The 21436-nt window shown below is 61.1% G+C and carries 20 protein-coding genes and 1 pseudogene; 15 read left to right on the top strand and 6 right to left on the bottom strand.

The window, feature by feature from the left end:
• Positions 1–142: 142 nt before the first annotated feature.
• The 7 genes from HQ843_RS04475 (at position 143) to HQ843_RS29970 (ending at position 4653) form a co-directional block, all read left to right on the top strand.
• Positions 143–355 carry a hypothetical protein gene (locus HQ843_RS04475; protein WP_180899637.1) on the top strand — a complete coding sequence of 71 codons (213 nt, stop codon included), beginning with the start codon at positions 143–145 and terminating at the stop codon, positions 353–355.
• Positions 352–606: a DUF2249 domain-containing protein gene (locus HQ843_RS04480; RefSeq protein WP_180899636.1), complete on the top strand. Its 255-nt coding sequence runs from the start codon at positions 352–354 to the stop codon at positions 604–606. The genes HQ843_RS04475 and HQ843_RS04480 overlap by 4 nt, the downstream gene beginning before the upstream one ends.
• Before the next feature lie 57 nt (positions 607–663).
• A complete protein-coding gene (locus HQ843_RS04485; RefSeq protein WP_180899635.1) occupies positions 664–2016 on the top strand; it encodes a hypothetical protein in 1353 nt (450 codons plus the stop codon).
• 21 nt (positions 2017–2037) lie between these two features.
• Positions 2038–2571 (top strand): DUF2249 domain-containing protein, encoded by a 534-nt coding sequence (locus tag HQ843_RS04490; protein ID WP_180899634.1) that lies wholly within the window; start codon positions 2038–2040, stop codon positions 2569–2571.
• A 39-nt stretch (positions 2572–2610) separates the two neighbouring features.
• The gene (locus HQ843_RS04495; protein WP_180899633.1) at positions 2611–3228 is read left to right on the top strand and encodes a NifU N-terminal domain-containing protein; all 618 of its coding nucleotides are present in this window, start codon (positions 2611–2613) and stop codon (positions 3226–3228) included.
• A gap of 13 nt (positions 3229–3241) precedes the next feature.
• The gene (locus HQ843_RS04500; RefSeq protein WP_180899632.1) at positions 3242–3574 is read left to right on the top strand and encodes a hypothetical protein; all 333 of its coding nucleotides are present in this window, start codon (positions 3242–3244) and stop codon (positions 3572–3574) included.
• Between the two features lie 170 nt (positions 3575–3744).
• Positions 3745–4653: a DUF1971 domain-containing protein gene (locus HQ843_RS29970; protein WP_180899631.1), complete on the top strand. Its 909-nt coding sequence runs from the start codon at positions 3745–3747 to the stop codon at positions 4651–4653.
• An 18-nt stretch (positions 4654–4671) separates the two neighbouring features.
• Here the strand turns inward: HQ843_RS29970 and HQ843_RS04510 are convergent, their stop codons facing one another.
• The 3 genes from HQ843_RS04510 to HQ843_RS04520 all read right to left on the bottom strand — a co-directional run bounded on the left by HQ843_RS04510 (position 4672) and on the right by HQ843_RS04520 (position 7752).
• Complete coding sequence (locus HQ843_RS04510) at positions 4672–5136, bottom strand: hypothetical protein (RefSeq protein ID WP_246710276.1); 465 nt, start codon at positions 5134–5136, stop codon at positions 4672–4674.
• 211 nt (positions 5137–5347) lie between these two features.
• Positions 5348–6034 carry a hypothetical protein gene (locus tag HQ843_RS29335; RefSeq protein ID WP_246710277.1) on the bottom strand — a complete coding sequence of 229 codons (687 nt, stop codon included), beginning with the start codon at positions 6032–6034 and terminating at the stop codon, positions 5348–5350.
• 344 nt (positions 6035–6378) lie between these two features.
• Entirely contained in the window at positions 6379–7752 is a 1374-nt protein-coding gene (locus tag HQ843_RS04520) for an anaerobic sulfatase maturase (RefSeq protein WP_210275248.1), read from the bottom strand.
• A gap of 309 nt (positions 7753–8061) precedes the next feature.
• On the opposite strand from HQ843_RS04520, the gene HQ843_RS04525 reads away from it, so the two are divergent.
• Together HQ843_RS04525 and tnpC are read left to right on the top strand one after the other, a co-directional pair.
• Complete coding sequence (locus HQ843_RS04525) at positions 8062–8781, top strand: Crp/Fnr family transcriptional regulator (RefSeq protein WP_180899630.1); 720 nt, start codon at positions 8062–8064, stop codon at positions 8779–8781.
• A gap of 349 nt (positions 8782–9130) precedes the next feature.
• Positions 9131–10411, top strand: a pseudogene (gene tnpC, locus HQ843_RS04530) (IS66 family transposase); the annotation flags it as partial.
• Positions 10412–11223: 812 nt separating this feature from the next.
• Here tnpC and HQ843_RS04535 read toward each other — a convergent pair.
• The 3 genes from HQ843_RS04535 to HQ843_RS04545 are packed head-to-tail and all read right to left on the bottom strand — an operon-like array spanning position 11224 to position 15669.
• Entirely contained in the window at positions 11224–12396 is a 1173-nt protein-coding gene (locus HQ843_RS04535) for an FAD-dependent monooxygenase (RefSeq protein ID WP_180899629.1), read from the bottom strand.
• Entirely contained in the window at positions 12393–13616 is a 1224-nt protein-coding gene (locus HQ843_RS04540) for an MFS transporter (protein ID WP_180899628.1), read from the bottom strand. The genes HQ843_RS04535 and HQ843_RS04540 overlap by 4 nt, the downstream gene beginning before the upstream one ends.
• A 1-nt stretch (position 13617) precedes the next feature.
• Positions 13618–15669 carry a TonB-dependent receptor gene (locus HQ843_RS04545; RefSeq protein ID WP_246710278.1) on the bottom strand — a complete coding sequence of 684 codons (2052 nt, stop codon included), beginning with the start codon at positions 15667–15669 and terminating at the stop codon, positions 13618–13620.
• Positions 15670–15777: 108 nt separating this feature from the next.
• Between HQ843_RS04545 and HQ843_RS04550 the strand changes: the two genes are divergently transcribed.
• From HQ843_RS04550 to HQ843_RS04575, 6 genes are all read left to right on the top strand, one after another.
• Complete coding sequence (locus tag HQ843_RS04550; RefSeq protein ID WP_180902321.1) at positions 15778–16743, top strand: helix-turn-helix transcriptional regulator; 966 nt, start codon at positions 15778–15780, stop codon at positions 16741–16743.
• 369 nt (positions 16744–17112) lie between these two features.
• Entirely contained in the window at positions 17113–17541 is a 429-nt protein-coding gene (locus HQ843_RS04555) for a pseudoazurin (RefSeq protein ID WP_180899627.1), read from the top strand.
• An 85-nt stretch (positions 17542–17626) separates the two neighbouring features.
• Positions 17627–18643, top strand: coding sequence for an ABC transporter substrate-binding protein (locus HQ843_RS04560; protein WP_180899626.1), 1017 nt, complete (start codon positions 17627–17629; stop codon positions 18641–18643).
• A complete protein-coding gene (locus HQ843_RS04565; RefSeq protein WP_180899625.1) occupies positions 18621–19463 on the top strand; it encodes an ABC transporter permease in 843 nt (280 codons plus the stop codon). Before HQ843_RS04560 ends, HQ843_RS04565 begins: the two co-directional genes overlap by 23 nt.
• On the top strand, positions 19460–20212 hold the full coding sequence (locus HQ843_RS04570) for an ABC transporter ATP-binding protein (RefSeq protein WP_180899624.1): 753 nt from the start codon (positions 19460–19462) through the stop codon (positions 20210–20212). Before HQ843_RS04565 ends, HQ843_RS04570 begins: the two co-directional genes overlap by 4 nt.
• Positions 20209–21429, top strand: a complete 1221-nt coding sequence (locus HQ843_RS04575) for an NnrS family protein (protein ID WP_180899623.1) — start codon at positions 20209–20211, stop codon at positions 21427–21429. Before HQ843_RS04570 ends, HQ843_RS04575 begins: the two co-directional genes overlap by 4 nt.
• Positions 21430–21436 lie beyond the last annotated feature (7 nt).

Consider the following 21436-nt stretch of genomic DNA (forward strand, 5'->3'; position numbering starts at 1 on the left):
ATTGTTCAGCGGCCTCGCCGACCAACCGGCCGGCCCCTCCGCTTCCGTCCCATTTCTCCTAATCCATAAAAGATATATTGACAATACATCTTTTAGCGGGAAGACTGGAAAGCGTGAATGCCGCCACTGGAGACGCGCTGCCATGAACCACAACGACCACACCTATCCGACCCTTCGATCCGCGGCGCCGTTTGGCGCCACGGCACAAAATCGATGGCTGCTGCGCGGAGAAGCGACGGGAAGGCTTCTGGCGAGGGCCTTCGCCACCATGCGGCGGACCAGCGACGCTGGGCAGAGCCGCTTCGGCCATGACCTGCTCTCAAGACCTCACATCAAGACAAGGAGAATGCCATGAGTGAGCCTACAAACACGGCCGATGTCGTTGATTTGCGGAGCCTTGTGCCGGCGAAACGCCACGCCAAGATCTTCGAGCTCGTGAACGCATTGGAACCGGGCACGTCCTTCGTCCTGGTCAACGATCACGATCCCAAGCCGCTCTACTATCAGCTCGAAGCCGAGTATCCGGGCCAGTTCTCCTGGACCTATGTCGAACAGGGGCCGCAGGTCTGGCGCGTCGAGATCGGCAAGCACGCCAAGGCGGTCTGAGGCGCTTCGACGCGACGCCGGCTCTGGCCGGCGTCGCGTCCGGTGGAAAATTTCAAGATGGGTGTCACGCTCTCACGTTGGACCATGTCCTATTTCGCGGCAGCGCTTCTGTCGCTGATCCTCGGCGAGTGCCTGATGACGGCGGGATATGGTTTTCCGTCCGCGCCGATCCGGGCTCCGCAGACGCTCGTTCTTGTCCATCTCATCGCCATCGGCTGGCTCAGTTTTCTGCTCTGCGGGGCGCTCTTCCAGTTTGTCCCGGTTCTCATCGCACGGCCCCTTCACAGCAACTCGCTGCCTCTACCAACCCTTGTCTTGCTTGTGGCGGGGCTCGCCGCGCTGCTTTCCGGTTTTCTCCAGCTCTCCGGCACGATCGACGTGGGCACATGGCTCTTCCCGCTCGCCGCCGGCTTGCTTGCAACCGGATTTGCGCTCCTCCTCTATAATCTCGGTCGCACGCTCTGGCAGGCGCGACCTCTCCCCCTGCCAGCGCGTTTCGTCGCGGTTGCTCTCCTTTGCCTCGCCGCAACAGTCGCACTCGGCGCAACCTTCAGTCTCGCCTTCGCCGGACCGGTCCATTCCGAGGCGCTCCTGACGACCGCCGCGGGCGGTCTGCCGCTGCACGTCATCGCCGGGCTCGGCGGCTGGCTCACATTTGCCGCTATGGGCGTGAGCTACCGTCTCCTGGCGATGTTCATGCTCGCACCGGAATTGGAAGGCGCCCGTCCCCGTGCGGTCTTCTGGCTTGGGACGGGCGCGCTCGCCGTGCTGATCCTCGGCGGGGTTGCGCAGCTCCTTCGCGACGTGACGATCCTGCCGGCGCTCTCCATCGGCGCCCTTCTCGGGCTTGCCGGTCTGGCTCTCTACGGCGCCGACATCTTCTATCTCTACCGCGCCCGCAAGCGCCGCATCATTGAGCTCAACAGCCAGATGGCCGCGCTCGCGCTGATCTCGCTCGCCGCAGCCGTCGCGTTGATGGTCGTTCTGATCGCGACGAATCGTCTTTCAGAGCAGATAGACGCCGTCGTCTTCCTCGCAGCATTCGGTTGGCTGACCGGCCTCGGGCTCGCCAAGCTCTACAAGATCGTTGCCTTCCTGACCTGGCTCGAATGCTACGGCCCGGTGCTCGGCAAGACTGCAACGCCTCGGGTGCAGGATCTCGTCAACGAACGACGCGCTCGGCCGTGGTTCCTCCTTTATTTTCTGTCCGTCTGGGGCGCGACCGCGGCTCTGCTCTTCGCGCATGCCACAGCTTTCAGAATGGCGAGCGGAGTGATGGTTGTCGCCACACTCGCGATTGCGGCGCAGCTCCTGCGCACACGGCTGCTGTCGGACCTGACGGCAGAGGTTCCGCTGCCCGACGGCACGCACCGGCCGCATCTCCTCGTATCCCTGCCGAAGTCAACCTGATCGGAAAGGAGGCCAACCCCCATGCCACAGACCTTTGTCGACCTCGACGTTCGTCCGATCCTCCGCGGCGGCGGTGAGCCATTCGAAAAGATCATGCAAACCATCGATGCTCTCGCCCCCGACGAAGGATTGCGGCTTTACGCGACATTCAAGCCGGTTCCGCTGTTCCAGGTGCTCGGTCGCAAGGGCTTTGCTCACGAAGCCAGGGAGATCGAGGGCGGCGACTGGGAAGTCCTGTTCAGGCGTGCTGAAGCCCCCGTCGAAGGCGGGGCAAGCGCTGCGGCCGAAGCCCCCGACATGCATGATTGGCCGGAGCCTGCCCAGCAGATGGACAATCGCGACCTCGAGCCACCCGAGCCGATGGTCCGCATCCTGGCGGCGCTGGAGACGATGCGATCAGGCGACGTTCTCGAAGCGCTGCTCTGCCGCGAACCGATGTTTCTGTTCCCCGAACTCGCCAAGCGAGGGCATGCATGGCGGGGCGGTTTCGAGCCGGACGGCACCACCTACAAGATCCTCGTGCGCGTCGGCGAAGGCCAGAAACCGGCGGCTTGAGAGCCTGCTGCCCGTCGCCGACCCCTTGGGAGTCTCACGATGTTTATCCAGACCGAAGCGACAAGCGACCCGGCGAGCCTGAAGTTCCTCCCTGGCAGAGACGTGCTTCCGGGCCGAACCCTAAGCATCTCTGATCGAAGCAAAGCCGCTCACTCTCCGCTCGCCGCAAAGCTGTTCGAGGTGCCTGGCGTTGCGGCCCTGTCCTTCGGGTCGGACTACATCACCGTCACCAAGAACAAGGGTGAGTGGCAACATCTCAAGCCGGCTCTCCTCGGCGCGATCATGGAACATTTCATGGCTGGCGCGCCGATCATCATCGAACAATCCGTCGACGCCGCAGCGCCGACCGAAACGGACGCAGTCTCTCAGAAGATCAAGGACGCCCTTCGTCGAGTCATCGATCCCGAGCTCGGCTACAATATCGTCGATCTCGGCTTGATCTATGATGTGCATGTTGATGCCGATGGCGTCGCCTCGGTCATCATGACGACCACGACGCCCGGCTGTCCCGCCACCAGCTATCTCACCGAAGGTGCACGGGCGTGTACGGCCTCTGTCGAGGGCGTCGAAATGGCCGAGATCACGTTGACCCATGAACCGCGCTGGTCGCCAGAGCTGATGAGCGACGACGCCAAGGTGCATTTTGGCATTCGCTGAGGGCTGGTTGACGATGAACTCGACATCCAAGCACCGTATCGCGGCCCGTAACGAGCCGGTTAGACCGGCCTTCCCCATTGCCGATCTTCTTCTCGAAAGCTTCCGCAGCCTGGCTCAAGCCGGAGAGGCCGAAAAGGCATGCCGTTTCGCCGGCCGCACCTACGCGCTGCTGCGAACATCGCAACCTGACATTGCCCGCCGCTTCGACGTCTTCTTGCATCGCCAGACACCGCGCTTGACCTGGACCGAGCCGCCTCGGCAAGCCGAGCATATCGTCTCTCACGATCCTGCCATTGCCGATGCCCGCCTCCCATCAGCTTCCGACGAGCGGGAGCCCGATCGATGACCACCACTGTTGCTGGACACGCATGCCGTGCGCATCAAGCGGGTTTCCGCCCAGATATGTGGTTGAGAGCGACGGACACCGTACGCTCCCGATGCGCCTTTCTCGCTCCTCACCTGATTGCCGGTGCAGCCTTCCTCTTCCTCATCGCGATTGTCCTTGGGATATTCTGAATGCACGCCGACCGGACGCAATTCAAACGCCCAACGTCGCTGTGGCGAATTCAGCCCGAGGAGCCGTGCGACCAGCCGGAGCATGTCAGGCATCCCGCATGGGCGGAGATTATCGTATACGCCGAATCCACACACGCTGCCCACCTCGTCGCAATGCAGCTCGACGCGGCAATACAAGCATTCTCGATCGGCAACGGGTCGCCGACGACGCGGACAACCATCCCGATCAGGTCCTCCTACGCGGTCGAGCCTGTCGAACCAAATGGCACAATCGAGTCTTGCGCATCTGCGTTTCCCGAGATCGTCGCGGCAACGCTCCGGAAACAGCCCCCAACCCAGAACGACACCCCGCTCTTTACCGACGTCGTGATCACACGAGAGACCCGCGTGTCATGCAATGGGGCCGATCCACAGCTCGGGCATCCCAAGGTCTGGTACGCCTTCCGCGAAGGAAAGCCTGGCTCCCTCGCCTGCGACTACTGCTCGCGCGTGTTCATCTACATTCCGTCGGCCAGCTCCGGGATCGAGCTGCCGACACGTCGCCACGATTCCGAAAGGACATTCAGACCGAGATCTCGTTGGCCCCCTCGAATGCCAATGGAGCTATCAATGACCGATATCCCAGCCAAGCTGCCCGATGACGCCGAAGCCTACGGACGCTCACCTGATTTCACATCGGACAATCTTCCCGACAAACTTCGCTCCGCCCATTCAACCAAAGCCGGCACATGGGGTCTCCTCCATGTGCTGGAAGGAAGAGTTCGTTACGAATTGGAGCCTCCGAAGAACGGAATTCGAGAAGCGGCGGCGCCCGAAACTATCGTCATCGAGCCCGAGGTCCTGCATCATGTCGAATTCCTGGAGCCGGGTCGCTTCTTCATCGAATTCTATCGATGTGCCGGCAGATGAAACTCGACGGCGCGAAAGTTAAGGACAGCGGCGGTTCCGCTCGTTGGGCCGCCGCAGGACGCGCCATGAGATCTCTACCAGGACGATAGCGATTGCCACCATCTTCGCGGCTTCCAGCGCGATATGAAGCGTGTGAAGGTTCGACGGTGCAGGCTCGCCTCCTGCAATGATGACGCCGACTCGCGCATCGAGAAGAGGCAGCAGCCACAGGGTTTCGCACGCAACAATCAATACAGCGACCATCGTGAACGCAGCGCTGATCCAGCCGCGCCTTCCCAGAAACGCCAGCAGCAACAATGCGACGGAGAATTCCCATTCGACCTTGTTGTAGACAGCAAAGGTATGCCGGCCAACGTCCAGAGCAACCGGCAGCGTGAGACTCGGTGCCAGGAATTTTGCCGGGGTGGCGAGGAAGGAAACACCAACCAGCATGCCCAGCCAACCCGCCGCAACGATGATCAACAAGACGGAGAATGCGGACATTCTCGAATGCGGCAGACCCACCGTTGCGTACTCCCCACCCACTTAAGGTATACTGAAGATATTTGTTTTACCAGGACGACACAAGCCGCAACGCCAACTCCCCCAGCATGCGGACCGTTACGGGCTGTTGCCGCGCTACGCCAGTCGCCACGGCATTACGCCTCCAACCGCATGGATCAGCAGGACGATCTCAGAGGCTTCGTCATCGATATCAGCGAGCACCCCCTGAATGACGGTGCGCACGATGCGCTTTTTGAGCCGCGCATCCGTCGTTGGCATCGACCACACAGTCCGAATATCTACAGCCAGGGCCGTGAGGTCCGTTTGCCGACATGGACGATGTTCGTGACGTCGCGGCATCATGCGCGGCGATCCTGCTCTCGACTTCATCAACATGTGCGAGGGAGCGGTTCCATCGTATCTCCAGCTCCGCTGCGACCAGACGGTTCGCAGGGTCGGCGGCGTCATATTGCCGGAAGACCCGATCGGCGGCGTACCGGGCGGCCTCCAGATCGCGGCAGAGGGTGTCCCGGACTTGGTCGCGACGACCAACTGCCTGCGCCTCCGCTTCGGCGGCGGCCGCAATTGCGCCCGGCTCGACGACACGCAGCAGCGCTTCCTCAATCGCATCGTCGACGCGCAGTTCGCCGAAGGCGATGCAACGCGGCTCGCCATTATCGAGCAGACCCCGCCAACAGGAATAGCGCGGGATGTTGTGCTGCGTGCCCGTGTATCGCAATGTGAGCTTTCGACCGCAGCGCCGACAGTCCTGCAGTGTCTTGCGCTGCGCCCTGACCGATTCGCCGTGTTCGGCTACGCGCATGTTCCACAGTTCAAGAAACTTCAGCGCAAGATCGATAAAGCCACACTTGCCGACTGCACGGGTCGCCTCGCACAAGCGGAAGCGATCGCGGCTCTGTTGATGGAAGCGGGCAACAAGCGGATCGGCTTTGGGCCGAAGTCATCGAACGCTTCATGTGCGACTTTCGCGTTGATGTGGACGAAGTATGCTGGAAGCACGCCGTGCGACCCGACGTCTTGCTGCACGCGAATCAGCGGTTGTGCGATCCGGTCGCCGGGGGGCTCGTGGAGATTGACGGATCCATCATTTTCGTCTCTGAAGAGGCTTCCATTCTGGTGCGCAGCGTCGCATCGGCCTTCGACGCTTATCTCGAGTCGTCAGACGAGCCCTATAGTCGCGCCGTGTGTACGGCAGCCGAACGTGGCTACTCCAGATGTGGCTTATCGGCCTGCTTCACGTCCGCAGCACTTTTTGAATTTCCGACCGCTCCCGCAGGGACACGGCTCGTTTCTACCTGACTGACCACCTATGGATTTGCCCTGCAAATGTCGGTTTCGCCGCATCTCCATCACACGAGCTGCGGGCTGGCCCTGGCGTACCAGGTTCGCCATCGTCAGCAGATATGGACCGGCATGCTCGAAGAAGCGCCTATAGGACGCACAGAAATAATTGAGGCTTGGCTCGCCGTCGGGCGTCTCGAGAAAGCGGTGCTTGGGACAGCCACCATTGCAGGCGAAGCGGTATTCGCAAGTCAGGCAGCAGTTCGGCAGGGTGTTCCGCTTGTCGTCACCGAACTGGCGCTGCCCGCGAGATCCGGCGAGTACGTCGAGCGACGTTTTCGCGATGTTGCCGAGCAGATGCTGCGGGTAGACATAGTGGTCGCAGGCATAGAGATCTCCATTGTGCTCCAGGGCCATTTGCTGGCCACAGGTCTCGGCAAAGATGCAGAGGCTGGATGGTCCGCCCATCCATAGGCCCAATTGCACGTCGAAGAGCTGCACGAAGATATGCCCGACATCTTGCTGGATCCATTCGTCGAAGACGCCGCAAAGAAATTCGCCGTAGGCTTTCGGCGACACGCTCCAGGGCGTTATCCGTACCCTTGTCGCGCCGCCTTCCTGCTCCGGCGGACCGGCGAGCATTCCGCCTTCCGCCGCCCGCTCGACCAGCGGAATGAACTGCATGAATTCCACGCCCATGTCTTTGAGAAAGCGATACACCTCCTTCGGCCGGCGCGCGTTCTGCCGGTGCACGACCGTCAAGGTGTTGAATTCCACCTTTTGGTCACGCAGGAGTTCAAGGGCGGCGACGACCTTGCCGAATGTTGGCATATCGCGACGATCGACCCTGTAGCGATCATGCTGCTCCCGCGGGCCGTCGATGCTGATGCCGACGAGAAAGTCATTCGCCTTGAAGAAGGCCGCCCAGTCCTCATCCAACAAGGTGCCGTTCGTCTGTATCGCGTTCCGGACGACTTTTCCTTTCGGACAATACTTCTCTTCGAGGTCTACGACTTTCCGAAAGAACGCGATACCCAGCAGCGTCGGCTCGCCGCCCTGCCATGAAAACCAGATCTCCGGCATGGCCAGCCGGCTCTGGGAGGCTATGTAGTCCCTTATGAAGATCTCGAGCACATCGTCGCTCATCCGGAATTTTCGTGTATCCGGATAAAGCCGTTCCTTCTCGAGATAATAGCAATACCGGCAATCAAGATTGCAGCGCGGACCGCCGGGCTTGACCATGACGTGAAACGGCATCGGAGGATGGGGTTGGCTTCCCGTCGATGAGACCTGACTGCCGCGTTGGCTGAACATGATATGCCTACCTTTCACATGCGAACTTGGACAAAACGACGCGTATTGTGTCCTTGCGATAGCGCTTGAACTCTGCGAGAGAATAAAGATATAATATAAATATATCTTTATTCTTATTCGGCGGTGACGACCATGTCTCACGACAACTTGCAAAATGTCCCATGTTCCGCAAACGGCAAATGGCTGGACGCCTTGCAACAGTTCACGATTCCGAGAAAGCGTGGAGCGATGTGCCCCATACGGCGATGAAAAAGGCCGCTTGTGCCGACGATGGCGGCAACATTGGATCGACTGGGCTGGAGTGAACCTATGGCGCATCAACATATCCGTGACGATGTCCTGCCCGGCCTCGACCGCGCCTTGATTCGTGGGTTCGGTTTGTTCGAGGCGATGAGCGAATCCGAGTTGGAGAACATCCTGCGCCCAGCCCGAGTGCACCGGGTTCAACAAGGCCAAGCTGTATTCCGGCAAGGGGATGCAGCTCGTCACTTCTATCTGCTGCTCCAAGGCCGACTGAAGGTCGTGCAGGTGACTGAAGAAGGCCACCAGATTGTCGTCCGCATCGTTAATCCGGGCGAACTGTTCGGTGTCGCCAAGGCATTGCGCCGCACGGACTATCCGGGCACGGCGACGGCGGTGCTGGAGAGCACGGCTTTGGCATGGAACTCCGGGTTGTGGGACGACATGACGGAGCATCATCCGGCGCTCACGATGAATGCCTTGCATATGGTCGCCCGGCACCTGCAGGAGCTTCATGCGCGGGTCAGGGAACTTTCGACGGAAGACGTCGAACGCCGCATGGCGCATGCGCTGTTGCGGCTGTCGATGCATGCGGGCCGCCGAACAAAAGAGGGGATCCTGATCGACTTTCCCGTAACCCGCCAGGATATCGCGGAGATGACGGGAACCACGATCCCAACGGTGAGCCGCATTCTCGGTAGCTGGGCGGAACGAGGCCTCGTTGAAATCGGGCGTCTGCGCATCGTGCTCCGCGAGCCTCACAAGCTGCTCGACCTGGCGAGGCGGTAGTTCGGGTAACGAGAAGCGTTTCTGAACCTGACGCACTTGCGTCTCGACCCGGAATGCCCGCACGGGCGGATCATTCTCATCGATGCCGCCATGTTCCATGTTTGTCTGAATCATCGCCCGAAGATCGGCAAGGAAGCACTCGAAGTCGATAGACAGTCGACACAGTGCATCTTGTGATTGAGAAGACGCGGATCGCTTCCGGCCAACGGCGCATGACATCATCGATGTAGTGATCAGGCGTCATGGGCATCGTAGTTCTTCCGCCCGTCGACTCCATAGTGGTTATCCCAGGGCGACTGTATTTGCCCACCCCCTTGTCACGGGCCCGGATTTCTGAATCCATACAGCCATGGATCGAGGTGATTTGCAGCGGCTTTCGAAGGACAAACTGATTGACCTGGTGCTGCGGATGCAGCGCCCGGACAAGACGTCGCGGACCTCATCGAAGCCGCCGCCGACGGATCGCAAGGCGCGCCGGGAGAAGGCCAGACCCGGCGATGCCAAGCCGGGTCATGAGGGTCACAGCCGATCGATGAGCGACGCATTCGATGAACTCGTCGATCATCGCCCCGACCAATGCCCTTGCTGCCTGGCCTGCCTGTCATGCGATGTTGCCGCCGAGACGGTCAGTGCGCACGACAGGATCGATCTTCCCGAGATCAAGCCGTCTGTCGAACGCCATCGACGTCTGGCGGTGAGCTGCCCGTCCTGTGGAACGCGGGTTGTCGCGCCCGTGCCGGATGCGGCGAAAGGGACGCCGTTCAGGCCGCGCATGCATGCGATGGCGACGTATTTCAAAACCTTCCAGGCCTTGTCCTACGAACGCCTGCAGGGCGCGTTTGCGGATCTCTTCGGTCTCACCATCAGTCAGGGCGGCCTGATGAACATGCTGCGCAGGGCTCAACGGGCCTTCGTGTCCGGGCGCGATGCGGCCGTCGCCGCCCTGCGCCGGGCCAGCGTCGTCGCCTGCGACGAGACCGGCGTGCGGATCGAAGGCAGCAACGCCTACCAGTGGGTGTTCCGTTGCACTGAGGCAGTCGTTCATCGGGCCGTCCCGACCCGCGGGGCCGTCGTGGTGCGCGATCTGATGGACGGGCACCGGCTCGATGTCTGGTGCTCCGATCGCTACGCCGCACAGCAGGGCCATGCCGGCGCCCATCAGACCTGCCTGGCGCATCTGGCCCGCGACGTTGCTTATGCCGACGAGGCGAGCGAGGACATGCTGCCCGCGCGTCTCAAACTCTGGCTGAAGCGGGCCTTCGCCCTTGCCGATGGCATCGCAACCTTCGCGCCGTCGACCATCGCCGCCAAACGCCGTGCGCTGGAGCGAAGTCTTGCCGATATCCTGACCACACCGACATCATGAGATCTGGCCCGTGGCATCCAGCGCAAGTTCGAGCGCGCCCGCGACCAACTCCTAACCTTTGCCCATTGGCCGGGCTTGGTGGAGGCAACCAACAACGGGTGCGAACGGGCTCTGAGACCGGCCGTCATTCAGCGCAAGGTCACCAACGGCTACCGCGCCATGTGGGCCGCCAAAGGCGAATCCGACATCCGAACCGTCGTTGATACCGCCCGTCTCAGCCCCGGCGCCAACACGTTCAAGACAATCCTCAACACCGTCAGCGCCTCAAAAGCCCGGCCGACACAGCGTGGGCAATTACGGGCGACTTCCGGTCCGAAAGAACACGGCTGCCTACTGGGTAAGAAAAAAGACCGTCGCGATAGCGGCCGACAGGAGGGCCGCCGTGACGGTCGCGCTCGGACGCAACGCGCCCACCCCGGGCAAGGCAGTGCAAAGAGGATGATGAGCGGCGATGCCGCCGGCCAAGCCGATGTGCATCGCTCACGTGACGTATGCTTCTCCTGGGTCGCTACACAGGAGGTACTATGGCCCGAAGTGGACCGAAACTGTTGCGCCACGACAATGAATAGACCTGTTAGTTGGGTTCAATGGGACGCAACTGGAATCAGTGTCAGTGCAAAAACCGTGGCCAACACCGATGACGAACCTGAAAATCCAGGAAAACGAAAAGTCGATATGGCCTGCGGCGGCGCCGCGCGATATCAGAAGAGTTCAAAATTTGACTGTGAAAGTTGCAGGCTGCCATCCATCGATAATTCGCTGCTGATTGGCGTGTGTCTATCGGGCCGGAGTATAAGACCATTACTCCAAGCTTATATTGCGCAACGAAACGCCTGAAGGATGCATATAACGCTCTGTCCGTTAACTTGGGAGTGAAGCGCGATAATAAGGGTATTTGATCAACGATGGATTTTTTCAGGCGTTATAATATGGGTAGAGCGCTCAATACCCTTATTCTGACGCTTTCGAGAATCCGGAACGGAGAACAGGGCGGTGCAGATTATCAGCCAGTTCGAGTGACATTCCGAGTTGGTCTCAGATCCCGCTCATCTCGAAAACTCAAGCATGAATGGGCCTCAGGCCTTTCCGTCTGTCCGCACCAGCGCGATCTCCGCCTTGATCGCGCTGGTAAAATAGCGACCGAGCCATGCGCGCGGCATATGCCGCATCACCGCATTGCGCAGATGGAAGGTGAATTTTCCGCGCGGGATGAAAACGGAGGCCATCTTGCGGCTGCGGACCTGAAGCCGGATGATGATGGGGCGCAGCGCCGCCTCGTGCGTTTCAATAGCGGATGCGAGATCGGGAGAGGTCGTCAACGCACTTCCGAGCATTTCCGCCGAGGCAAGCGCCATGCCCGCCCCCTGACCGGACACCAGTGTCAGGCAATGGGCCGCATCACCCAGAAGCAGGACGCGTCCTTTCGACCATTCCGGCAATTCCACCATCGTCAGCGTGTCGATCATCGGAACGGCCCCGGTCTTCTCGGCCCGTTCGAGAATGGCGCGAACCTCGGGATGGCTTTTACCGCAGACGTCTTCAAGCTGACCGAACCCGTTGTCCGCCTGCCCCGCCATTTCATTGCGCCAGACGTGCATGGCCGCAAGCTGACCGTCGTGGAGAACGTAATATTCGGCCAGATGGCCCGGCTCGGCATAGGACAGAAAATCGCTCTCAAAGCTGCGCGGCGCATCGACATCATAGACAGCGAAGGAATAGCCAAGCGGCGCCAGACAGGCATCGTCGGGGCCGAACAGCTGTTGCCGCGTCCTCGAGCGAAAGCCGTCCGCGCCGATCAGCAGGTCCGCATCGATCGTCTCACCGTTCGAAAGCGTCACCGAAACATGGTCGTTGCTATCCTGAAAACCGGAAACCGTAGTCTCGAACCGGACCGTAGCCGTCTCGGGCAACGCATCGAAAAGCACCCGCACCAGATCGCTGCGCCGGACCGCCATGAACGGCAGATCGCGGATGAAATCGCGGTAGCGCAGGCGCAGAAGCTCGCGCCCGCTACTGTCCTTGTAGACATTCTCGTCGATGGCGTAGGAACACGCGTCGAGCGCTTCGTGCAGGCCCATCCGTCCCGCAGTTTCGAAACCCAGCCCCGAAAGGCCGAGCATGTAGCCTTTTTCACGCAGCGAGGATGCGCGCTCCACGACCAGCGAGCGCCAGCCGGCCCGATCCAGCCACCAGGCGGCCGCGAGCCCGGCCACGCCGGCGCCAATGATGACGGCAAGGGGTTTTGTCATGCTGTGTTTTCCTTGTTCAGGCGGATGTCCATTTGGCTGAGAAGCGGAAGGGCGATGGCGGCAAAGACGACCGCCAGCCCGAAACCGGCCGCATAGCCCGCATGGGCGGCGACCAGCCCGCCACCGGCGCCGAACGCGGCCGCGCCAATCGCGCTGGCCGACTGAAACAGCGTGAAGTCGACTCCGGGCTGATACGCGCCGACAAGCGCCATCAGCCGCGAATAGACGACGACGAAGCCGGCCGTCATGACGGCGCTTTCGAGAATGAAGAGGGCAATAAGCGCCTCAAGAGGCGCAAGGCCGGTCGAGATGGCTAGGCAGAGCGACGCCAGCACGCATATCTGCAGCGCCGCGACAATCAGTACCGCCCGCGCCGCACCAACCGCCTGCACGACGAAGCCGCCGGCAACGGCGCCAATAATCCCGGCAATAATACCGCCCACCCCGTTCAGGACGCCGATCACTGAAAGCGACACGCCGGCATCGACGAGAAAAGGCCCGGTCAGCATCTGGACGAAGCGCCCGCCCATTTCGAACACGATCGTGATGGCAAGGCCGATGCGGATTTCCGGCCGCGCGAATGCGGTTTTGAGCGCGGGCATAGCATTGCCATCGCGCGGGATGCCAGCCGGTTCCGGGACGAAGGCCATCGGCAGGCTCAGCACGAGCAGCAGCGCGGCGAGAGCGACTAGCGCCACAAGCCAGCCGGCATGCGAATAGACGACGACGAACAGTCCGCTTCCGAAGATCATGCCCAGATAGCCGCCGCCGACCTGGGCGATATTGGCAAAGCCGCGCCGGTCCGGCTGCACCTGCTCGATCAGAAACGCGTCGCAGGCGATATCGACCGTGGCGGCAACCACAGCCAGCGCCAGCAGGCCCGCAAGAACAAGCTCAAAACGGGCGATATCGAAAAAAGCGAGTGCCAGAAGCAAAATGACCGCCATCCCCTCCCCGGCCAGAATAATCGCCCGCGACCGGCGTCGTCCGTCCGGCCGGATGCGCCACCGCTCCACCGGCGGCGACCACAGGAACTTGAGAGCCCACACCAGCATGGTGAGCGACACAAGACCGATCCGGTCGAGAGCGACATCGGCCGCGCGCAACACGGTCGGCACGCCCATGAATGTCAGGCCGCCGATCAGGCTTTGCGCGGTGTAGATGCCGCCCGAGGCGGCCAGGACCGCAGTGAGCCGGGCCGGCGATACGGTTGCCGTCACTTCAGAATTCCTTGCGCACCGTCAGGCCGAAGGTGCGGGCCTGGCCGAGCGTTCCCAGCTCATAGCCACCAGAGGCATAGCCCGACGTCTTGTAGCTCTCGTTGGTGAGGTTCTGAACGTAGAGCTGCGCGAACAGCCCGTTCGTGCCTTCGAAATCGAGGCTGGCATCGACCGTTGCATAGGCATCCTGGCCGGTCGAATTGGCATCGTCGAAATAAGTTTTGGAGGTGTAGTTGACGCCGAGATTGGCGACCAGGCTACCGCCGTCGAACAGGTCCTCGGTCAGCAGAAACGCGGCGTTGACATGCGCGGTCACATCCGGCGCATAGGGCACGCGATTGCCGTCATAGGATATGCCCGTATAAGAGTTGGTGTAGTCGAGAAATTCCGCGCGTCCGAACGCACCAACGCCGGACAGCGTGAACCGGTGGGTTGGGCGCCACGTCGCATCGACCTCCAGGCCGGTGCTGTAGGCCTCGCCGGCATTTTCGATGAACTGCTGGCCGATCGGCCCGACATAGAACTGCATGTCCTTCGAGCGGATGTAATAAAGCGACGCCGAGAGATCGAGCGTGTCGTCGAAAAGCGTCGAGCGCAGGCCGGTCTCGAAATTCCAGTTGGATTCGGCCTCATAGGGCTCGGCGTCGATGATCGATGAAATACTGTGATTGAAGCCTCCGGGCTTGTAGCCGCGCGAAATGACGCCGTAGAGCCGGACATCCGGCGTCAACTCATAGCCGACGGCGACCTTGGGCTGCCAGCCGCTGAAATCGGCGCTGTTTTCGAAGTCGAAGCCGTAGCCGGTCGCATAGCTGTCCTGGCGCCAGGCATCGATTTTCGAGCGTTCATAGGTCGCACGCAGGCCGGCCGTCAGATCGAGACGGTCGGTCGCATGCCACGTGGTTTCGCCATAGGCCGCGTAACTGTCGGTGACGACATTGTTTTTTGAGTCGCCATAATAGCCGGGATAGCCGTTCTTCCATCCGCTGAAATCGTCATGGCTGTACCACAGCCCGCCGACACCGCTGAACCTCAGCCCGTCATAGGTCAACCGCAGGTCCTGGGTGAACAGCCGCTCGTCCTGCGGCCAGATGTAGCGCGTGCCGGCGCCGGACGAGAAATCCCGCGTCACATCGCTTTCCTGGAAGGTTGTGATGCTCGTCAGCGTGAAATCGCCGAATGTGTAGCTCCACTGCCCCGCCACATTGGTCATGTCCCGTTTCAGCAACGGATAGTCGCCGTAGAACGCGCTGTTGTAGTCGCGGTCGTCGACATCTTCCTGAAGAACGTAGATTTCCTCATGGGTCTCGAGCTTTTCACGCGAATAGATCAGTGACGCGTCGAAATTGCCCTCGAGGGGCGCATAGCGCAGCGCGAACCGTGCCGCGCCGTCACGCGAGGAATTGATATTATCCTTGCCGGTCGCCACATCATCGATATCGCCCGCATAATAGGAATAAAGTCCGGCGTAATCGAAATAAAGTGTGTCGGGCACCAGTTCGACCGTGCCGCCGAATTTGCCATAGGGCTCCTGAGGCGAGGCATTGGCCTCGATATAGGCGGTGTTGCGATAGTTTTCTCTGGTGACGATGTTGATCACGCCGCCATAGGCATTCGCGCCGTAAAGCGTGCCCTGCGGACCACGCAGAAACTCGACCTGTTCGACATCGACAAGCGGCTGGGAGAAGGTCGAGGGCGCTTGTGGGATGCCGTCGACCAGCACTTGCACCGTCGGATTGAAATAATCGGGCGAGGAAAGGCCGCGCACCGTCACATTGGCATAGATGCGGTTCCCGCGATTGCCCATGGTCAGGCCGGGAAACACCTTCTGCAACCCTTCGACGGTGCGGATACCGCGCTCTTCCAGTTCCGCGCCGCTGACGACCGTGACGGCGGCATCGACCTTGCCGATCTCCTCGCTGCGCTTCGTCGAGGTCACCGTCACCGGCTCCAGCACCGTCACCCCGGTGTCTTCCTGTGCAAAAGCCCCCGGCCCGGCAAACACCCAGAAGCAGGCCGTGCCCGCCAGCATTGTCTTTCTCACGTCATGCATATTGCAACCGTTCCGATCCGAATCTAAACATGAGTAATAAATTCTACTTTTCAACGGAACGCGCTAACGCATTCGGAACAGCGATTGACGCAAACGGGACTATTGCCGATGCCGGAAACCGGAACACGAGATCCAGGGACGAAAACCGAACGCCCGGATCACTGGCAGGCCTCGGTCGACAATGCCATCGATCAGCAGGGTTGGCGTGCCGGCACCCGGATGATGCGGTCGGGCGAGGATGTGACCGTCTACACAATTGACTCCTTCATGGAAGAGGACCGCGTGTTCCGGCCGGAGGGGCCCGAGACCTTTTCCCTGTCGGTGTTTCTGGAGGGACGCGGAACGCTTTCGGTCGATGGCGCTTCGCCGCTGGAGATTACGCACGGATCCGGCGTCCTGTTTGCCAGCAACCGTTACACGCGCGGCGAAAACAGCCTTCAGGGTGGTAGCCGGCTGCGGGTGGTCGACATCCGTTTCGAGCCGCCACTGCTCAGGAAACTCGGCGGCGTGTCGCTCGCCCGGCTCGGCGGCGCGGTGATGAGCGAAAACAGCCTGCCGGAACAGGATATCTTTCTTATCGGCTTCAGGGCGCCCGCGAAGCTGCTTTCCATAGCTGCGTCGATGATGGATCGGCCGGCAAGTCCTGGCATGGCGGAAGACCTGTTCCTCTACAGCAAGGCCGTGGAAGCGCTCGGCATCGCAATCGACGCCGTCGGGCGTCAGCAGACAAACGGCCTGCGTCTGAAACCGCTCACGGAACCGGAAAGCAGGAAGGTCCATGCCGCAATCGCGCTGATCGAGGAGCGCTTTTCGGCGGACTGGACGATCGCGCGGCTTTCCCGCGAAGTCGGTTTGAACGAAAGACGGCTGAAAGAAGGCTTCCGCCTGACAATCGGAAAATCGATCCACGCCTATCTGCGGACGACCCGGATCGAAGCCGCCGCCGAACTGATTTCCGCCGGCGCAAACGTGACAGAAGCCGCCCTCGCCGTCGGCTTCGAAAATCTGAGCCACTTCAGCAAGGTTTTCCGCGCCGAGAAGGGCGTTCTGCCCAGCCGCTACGGCGCCGTTTGACCAACAGAACGACACGCGGAGCGTCGCAATGAGACGAAGCCTGTCCCCATACGTGGTTCGTCGTCGGAACGCGCCGTCAGGCGCGCCCTGCCCGCCGGTCATCAAGACCATTGCCGGCACATGATTCCCAGCATTTGCGCTGAGTGTTTCTGAAGCAGCTCGCCCGGTCACTGTCGAGCATCCGGCTATTGGTTTCATACCGTTCAAGGGTCCTCGGCATCGCAGGATGCGCGAATAGCCGGTCGCACTGCGTCAACTTGACCCGCCCCCACAGCAAGCGTTGATCGTCACCATAAAAGATGAATATAAAATACATGTTTAGCCTGGCTCGGTCGCTAGCGACTGGCCGATACTCTTACCGGTGTACCCATGTTCCGCATCTTCGCCCTTTCGTTTCTCGCGCTAACCACCACAATGGCTCCGGTGTGGGCCGAGGATCATGTCGTGAACATGCTCAACCGGGGTGACGATGGAATCATGGTGTTCGAGCCCGGCGTGCTCGTCATCCAGCCCGGCGACACGGTGCGTTTTGTTGCCGCTGACCGGGGTCACAATGCCGAAACCATTGACGGCATGATTCCAGAGGGCGCAGCCGGCTTTGAGGGTCGGCTGAACGAGGAGGTCGTGTTCTCGCCCGATAAAGAGGGCGTTTACGCCATCAAGTGCAAACCGCATTACGCCATGGGCATGGTCATGATCATCGCGGTCGGTGAGGTTCGGGCGCCTGAGGACTTCGTCGGCCGTCGTGTCCCGCCACGCGCGCGCAAGCGCTTCGAGGCTTATCTCGACGCGCTTTGAACGACACGACAGGCAAAAGGAAGTCTTCGATGGCGCATCCCGACAAGCAGATCGACTGTCCTGAAGCAGTCGAAAGGAATCCGTCATGAACGGCCTGACAAACTTCCCACTTCGCCGCCGCACTTTCCTTACCGGGATGGCCGGCATGGCAAGCCTGCCCGCAATCGGCTTTGGCGCGGGCCATGCAGCGGCCGCGGCGCCGCTTGCGCAAATATCGCTATCCGGGCCGCCTGCCGGACCGTCGATCACGCTCGCCCAGGCCGCGGCCACGGGCGCGTTCTCGAAGATCGCCGACAAGGCCGCATTCAACGTCTGGCGCAATCCCGACGAAGTCCGTGCCGGGATCACCTCCGGCCAGATGTCGCTGGTGGTGATGCCAGTCCAGGCCGCCGCCAACATGTATAATCGCGGCTTCGGTGTTCGGCTTGTCAACACGCTGACCAACGGACTGCTCTATATCATTGCCACCGACCCGTCTCTGCAAACGATCGGTGCCTTGCGCGACAAAAGGCTTGCGGTTCCCTTCCGCAACGACACGCCCGATCTGATCCTCAAGCGGCTTCTCAAGGCTCATGATATCGATCCAGAACAGGATTTGTCGCTCGACACCACCGGCACGCCCGTCGAAGCCATGCAGCTCCTGCTGAGCGGCAGGATCGATGCCGCGCTTGTGCCGGAGCCGGCTGCCTCGGCCGCCATTATCAAAGGCAAGGCCTCCGGCGTCACAGTCATCCGCGTGATCGACGTGCAGAAAGCCTGGGGCGATACGATGCGTGTACCGCCGTTTCTGCCGCAGGCCGGCCTTGCGGTGACCGAGGCATTCTTCGAAGACAATGGAAGCCTCATTCCGGAACTTCATATGGCCTTGGTTGAGGCAACGGCCGCCGTCAACGCAGAGCCGGCGGAAGCCGCGAGCAATGCGGCCGCTGCGCTTGGCATGCCCTGGCCTGTTCTGAAAGAAGCGATCGGCCATTCCAACCTGGCGGCAACACAGGCGACAAAGGCCAGGCCAGAGATCGAATCCCTGTTGTCGATCCTTGCCGACAGCGACCCCGGCATTATCGGCGGAAAGCTTCCTGATGACGAATTTTACGCACTTTAGCGCAAGCGTCTTGCGCCCCGTGCTGGATCGTCTCGGCCGGACCGGGCAGTTTCTCTGGTCCGGCTTTGCGGGGCTGGCAGCATTCTCGCTGCTTGCCGCCGTCTGGCAATACGGGCACGAGCAATGGGGGGCGTTCATTCTGCCCTCCCCGCTTGCAACGCTTACCGCCACATGGTCGATCCTGTCCGATCCGGCCGCATGGTCGCTGATCGCGCAGACTGTCGGACGTGCGCTCCAAGGCTTCCTCCTCTCCGCGTTTTCCGGTGCGTTGCTCGGCATGGTCGCCGGCCACTCCCCGGCAACGATCCGGCTGGCGCGGCCGCTGATCACGCTCCTGATCGGTGTGCCGCCGATTGCCTGGATTGTTCTGGCTCTGATCTGGTTCGGCGCAGGTGACGGAACCGTCATCGCGACGGTCGTGGTGACGGCCGTCCCCATCATCTTCGCGGGAACGGCCGAGGGTATTCTGAGCCGCGACCGGAAGCTCGATGACATGGCGCGCGTCTTCGGCGCAAATGCCTGGCGCAGGATGACAAGCCTGCGCTTGCGACAACTCACCGCCCATCTGTTTCCCGCCCTGACGCTTGCCCTCGGCATGTCTTTCAAGGTCGCGGTCATGGCCGAACTGCTGACCAATGTCGGCGGGATCGGCGGCGAACTGTCGGCAGCCCGCAGCTATCTCGATATCACGCAGGCGCTCGCCTGGGTCATGATCGCGGTGATCGCGCTGCTCATCTTCGAATATGGCGTCATCCATCCAATCCGGTCCGAGTTCGAGAGCTGGCGACGCGCCGAAATCCCGTGGGGGATCAAACGATGAAGACCGGCCTCACCCTGAAAGGGCTCCGTCATGCCTATCTCGGCCGCACGGTGCTGGACCATATCGACCTTGAGGTATCAGCGTCCGAGATCGTCGCCCTGGTTGGTCCCTCCGGCAGCGGAAAAAGCACGCTGGTTCACCTTGCTGCTGATTTGCTGACGCCGATCGGCGGTCGGGTTGAGCGCAATTACAAACGCCATGCGATGATTTTTCAGGAACCGCGATTGCTGCCCTGGGCCACGGCAGCCGAAAACATCGCCTACCCCTTGAGGATCTCGGGCACCTCGCGCAGGGAGGCCAGGGCGAAGTTGAAGACTGTTGCAGCCAAGGTTGCACTCCAACCGGAGGATCTTGAAAAATATCCGGGCGAGCTTTCCGGCGGAATGCGCCAGCGCTGCGCAATCGCGCGCGCGCTGATTGTCGCACCGGACTTCATCTATTTCGATGAGCCTTTCACCGCCCTGGATGTTGCGCTGAAGCGGCGGATGCAGGATCTCGTAATTGCCGCGACGCAATCGTCCAGCTTCGGTGGTATCTTCGTGACCCACGACCTGATGGAAGCCGCGCGGGTCGCCCATCGTGTGGCCGTGCTGGATGTCGGCGGCGCCGGGATTGTCGGCGAACGTCTGGTTCCCGGAACGCCTGGCATGCGCGATGATGCCGCGGTTTTCACACTCTCACAGCGCTGGGCGCGGGAAGACCCCGCCTTTCGCCATATCCACGATGTCGATGAAAGGATGAGCCGATGAGCCTTGTCGACACACCCGTTCTGCGGACCAGGTTCAAGACGTTAAGCGTCATCGGTGATGAAGGTTTTAGGCTGTTCTTCCCCTTGAGCGCCGTCTATGCGGCTGTCTGGCCGTTCCTGTGGGTCGTCATTCATGGTTATGACCTCCCTTTGGTAGGGGCAATACCGCCGAGCATCTGGCACGTTCACGAGATGATCATCGGGGCGTTCGGAGCAGCACTTCTCGGCTTCATAACAACCGCCATCCCGGAATGGACGGACACACCGCGCCTGCGTGGCAAGGCGCTCTACGCACTCGCGGCGATCTGGACTGTTGCACGCATTTGCGGGCTGGCCGGCACTGATGGCTTGCTGTGGACAGGAGCCATCACGGATATTGTCTGGACCGGCTTTCTTGCCGCCTATGTGCTTCGTGTCAGTATTTACAAGAAGAACAGCAGACTGACCGGATTCATCTTATGGCTTGCAGCTCTGTGGCTTTGTGAAACGGCGACCCGTTATGCCTTCGCGATCGGAAACGGCGAGCATGCGCAGCTTTTCAGCCACCTTTCGGGTTTCATCTTCCTCGGACTGCTCGGGCTGGCGCTGGCACGCATCACCGTGCCCGTTACCAATGACATTCTCGACCCTTCGGGGGCAACATCCCCGTTCAGGCCGCATCCCGGACGTCTCAATCTCGCTCCCGGTATCATGGCTGTCGCCATCGCCGCTGAACTGCTTGGATTTTCCGCCGAGGTCACAGGATTTGTATTTATCGCTGCAGGCGCCGCCTTCCTTGACAGGGTGGCCGAGGCCTTTGTCGGGCGCGCATTCTTCCGGGCCGAAATCGCCGTTCTTGCCGGATCAAGCGCGCTGGCAGGCACCGGCCTCATCGCCATCGGCTGCGCCCGGCTTGGGTTACCGGTCATGGAAACCACAGGCCTGCACGTTGCGCTCATGGGCGGACTGGGCCTCGGCATAATCGCTGTGTTCTGCATCGCCGGATTAAGGCATACCGGACAGCCGTTAATATTCTCCGCAGAGACCCGGATAGCTATCGCAATGATCGTCATCGCGATAGCTATCCGGGCACTTCCCGAGCTCGGGATCGTATCCGAGCTCGTCGGTCACCACCACGCAGTGGCGGCAATTTTCTGGGCCGGCGGCTTTCTGCTCTGGCTCAGGGTCTACTGGCCAGCGTTCGCCGATCCCGCAACACTCAACCAACATGATTGCTGAGACAAAC

The organism is Martelella sp. NC20, from assembly GCF_013459645.1.
Lineage (GTDB): Bacteria > Pseudomonadota > Alphaproteobacteria > Rhizobiales > Rhizobiaceae > Martelella.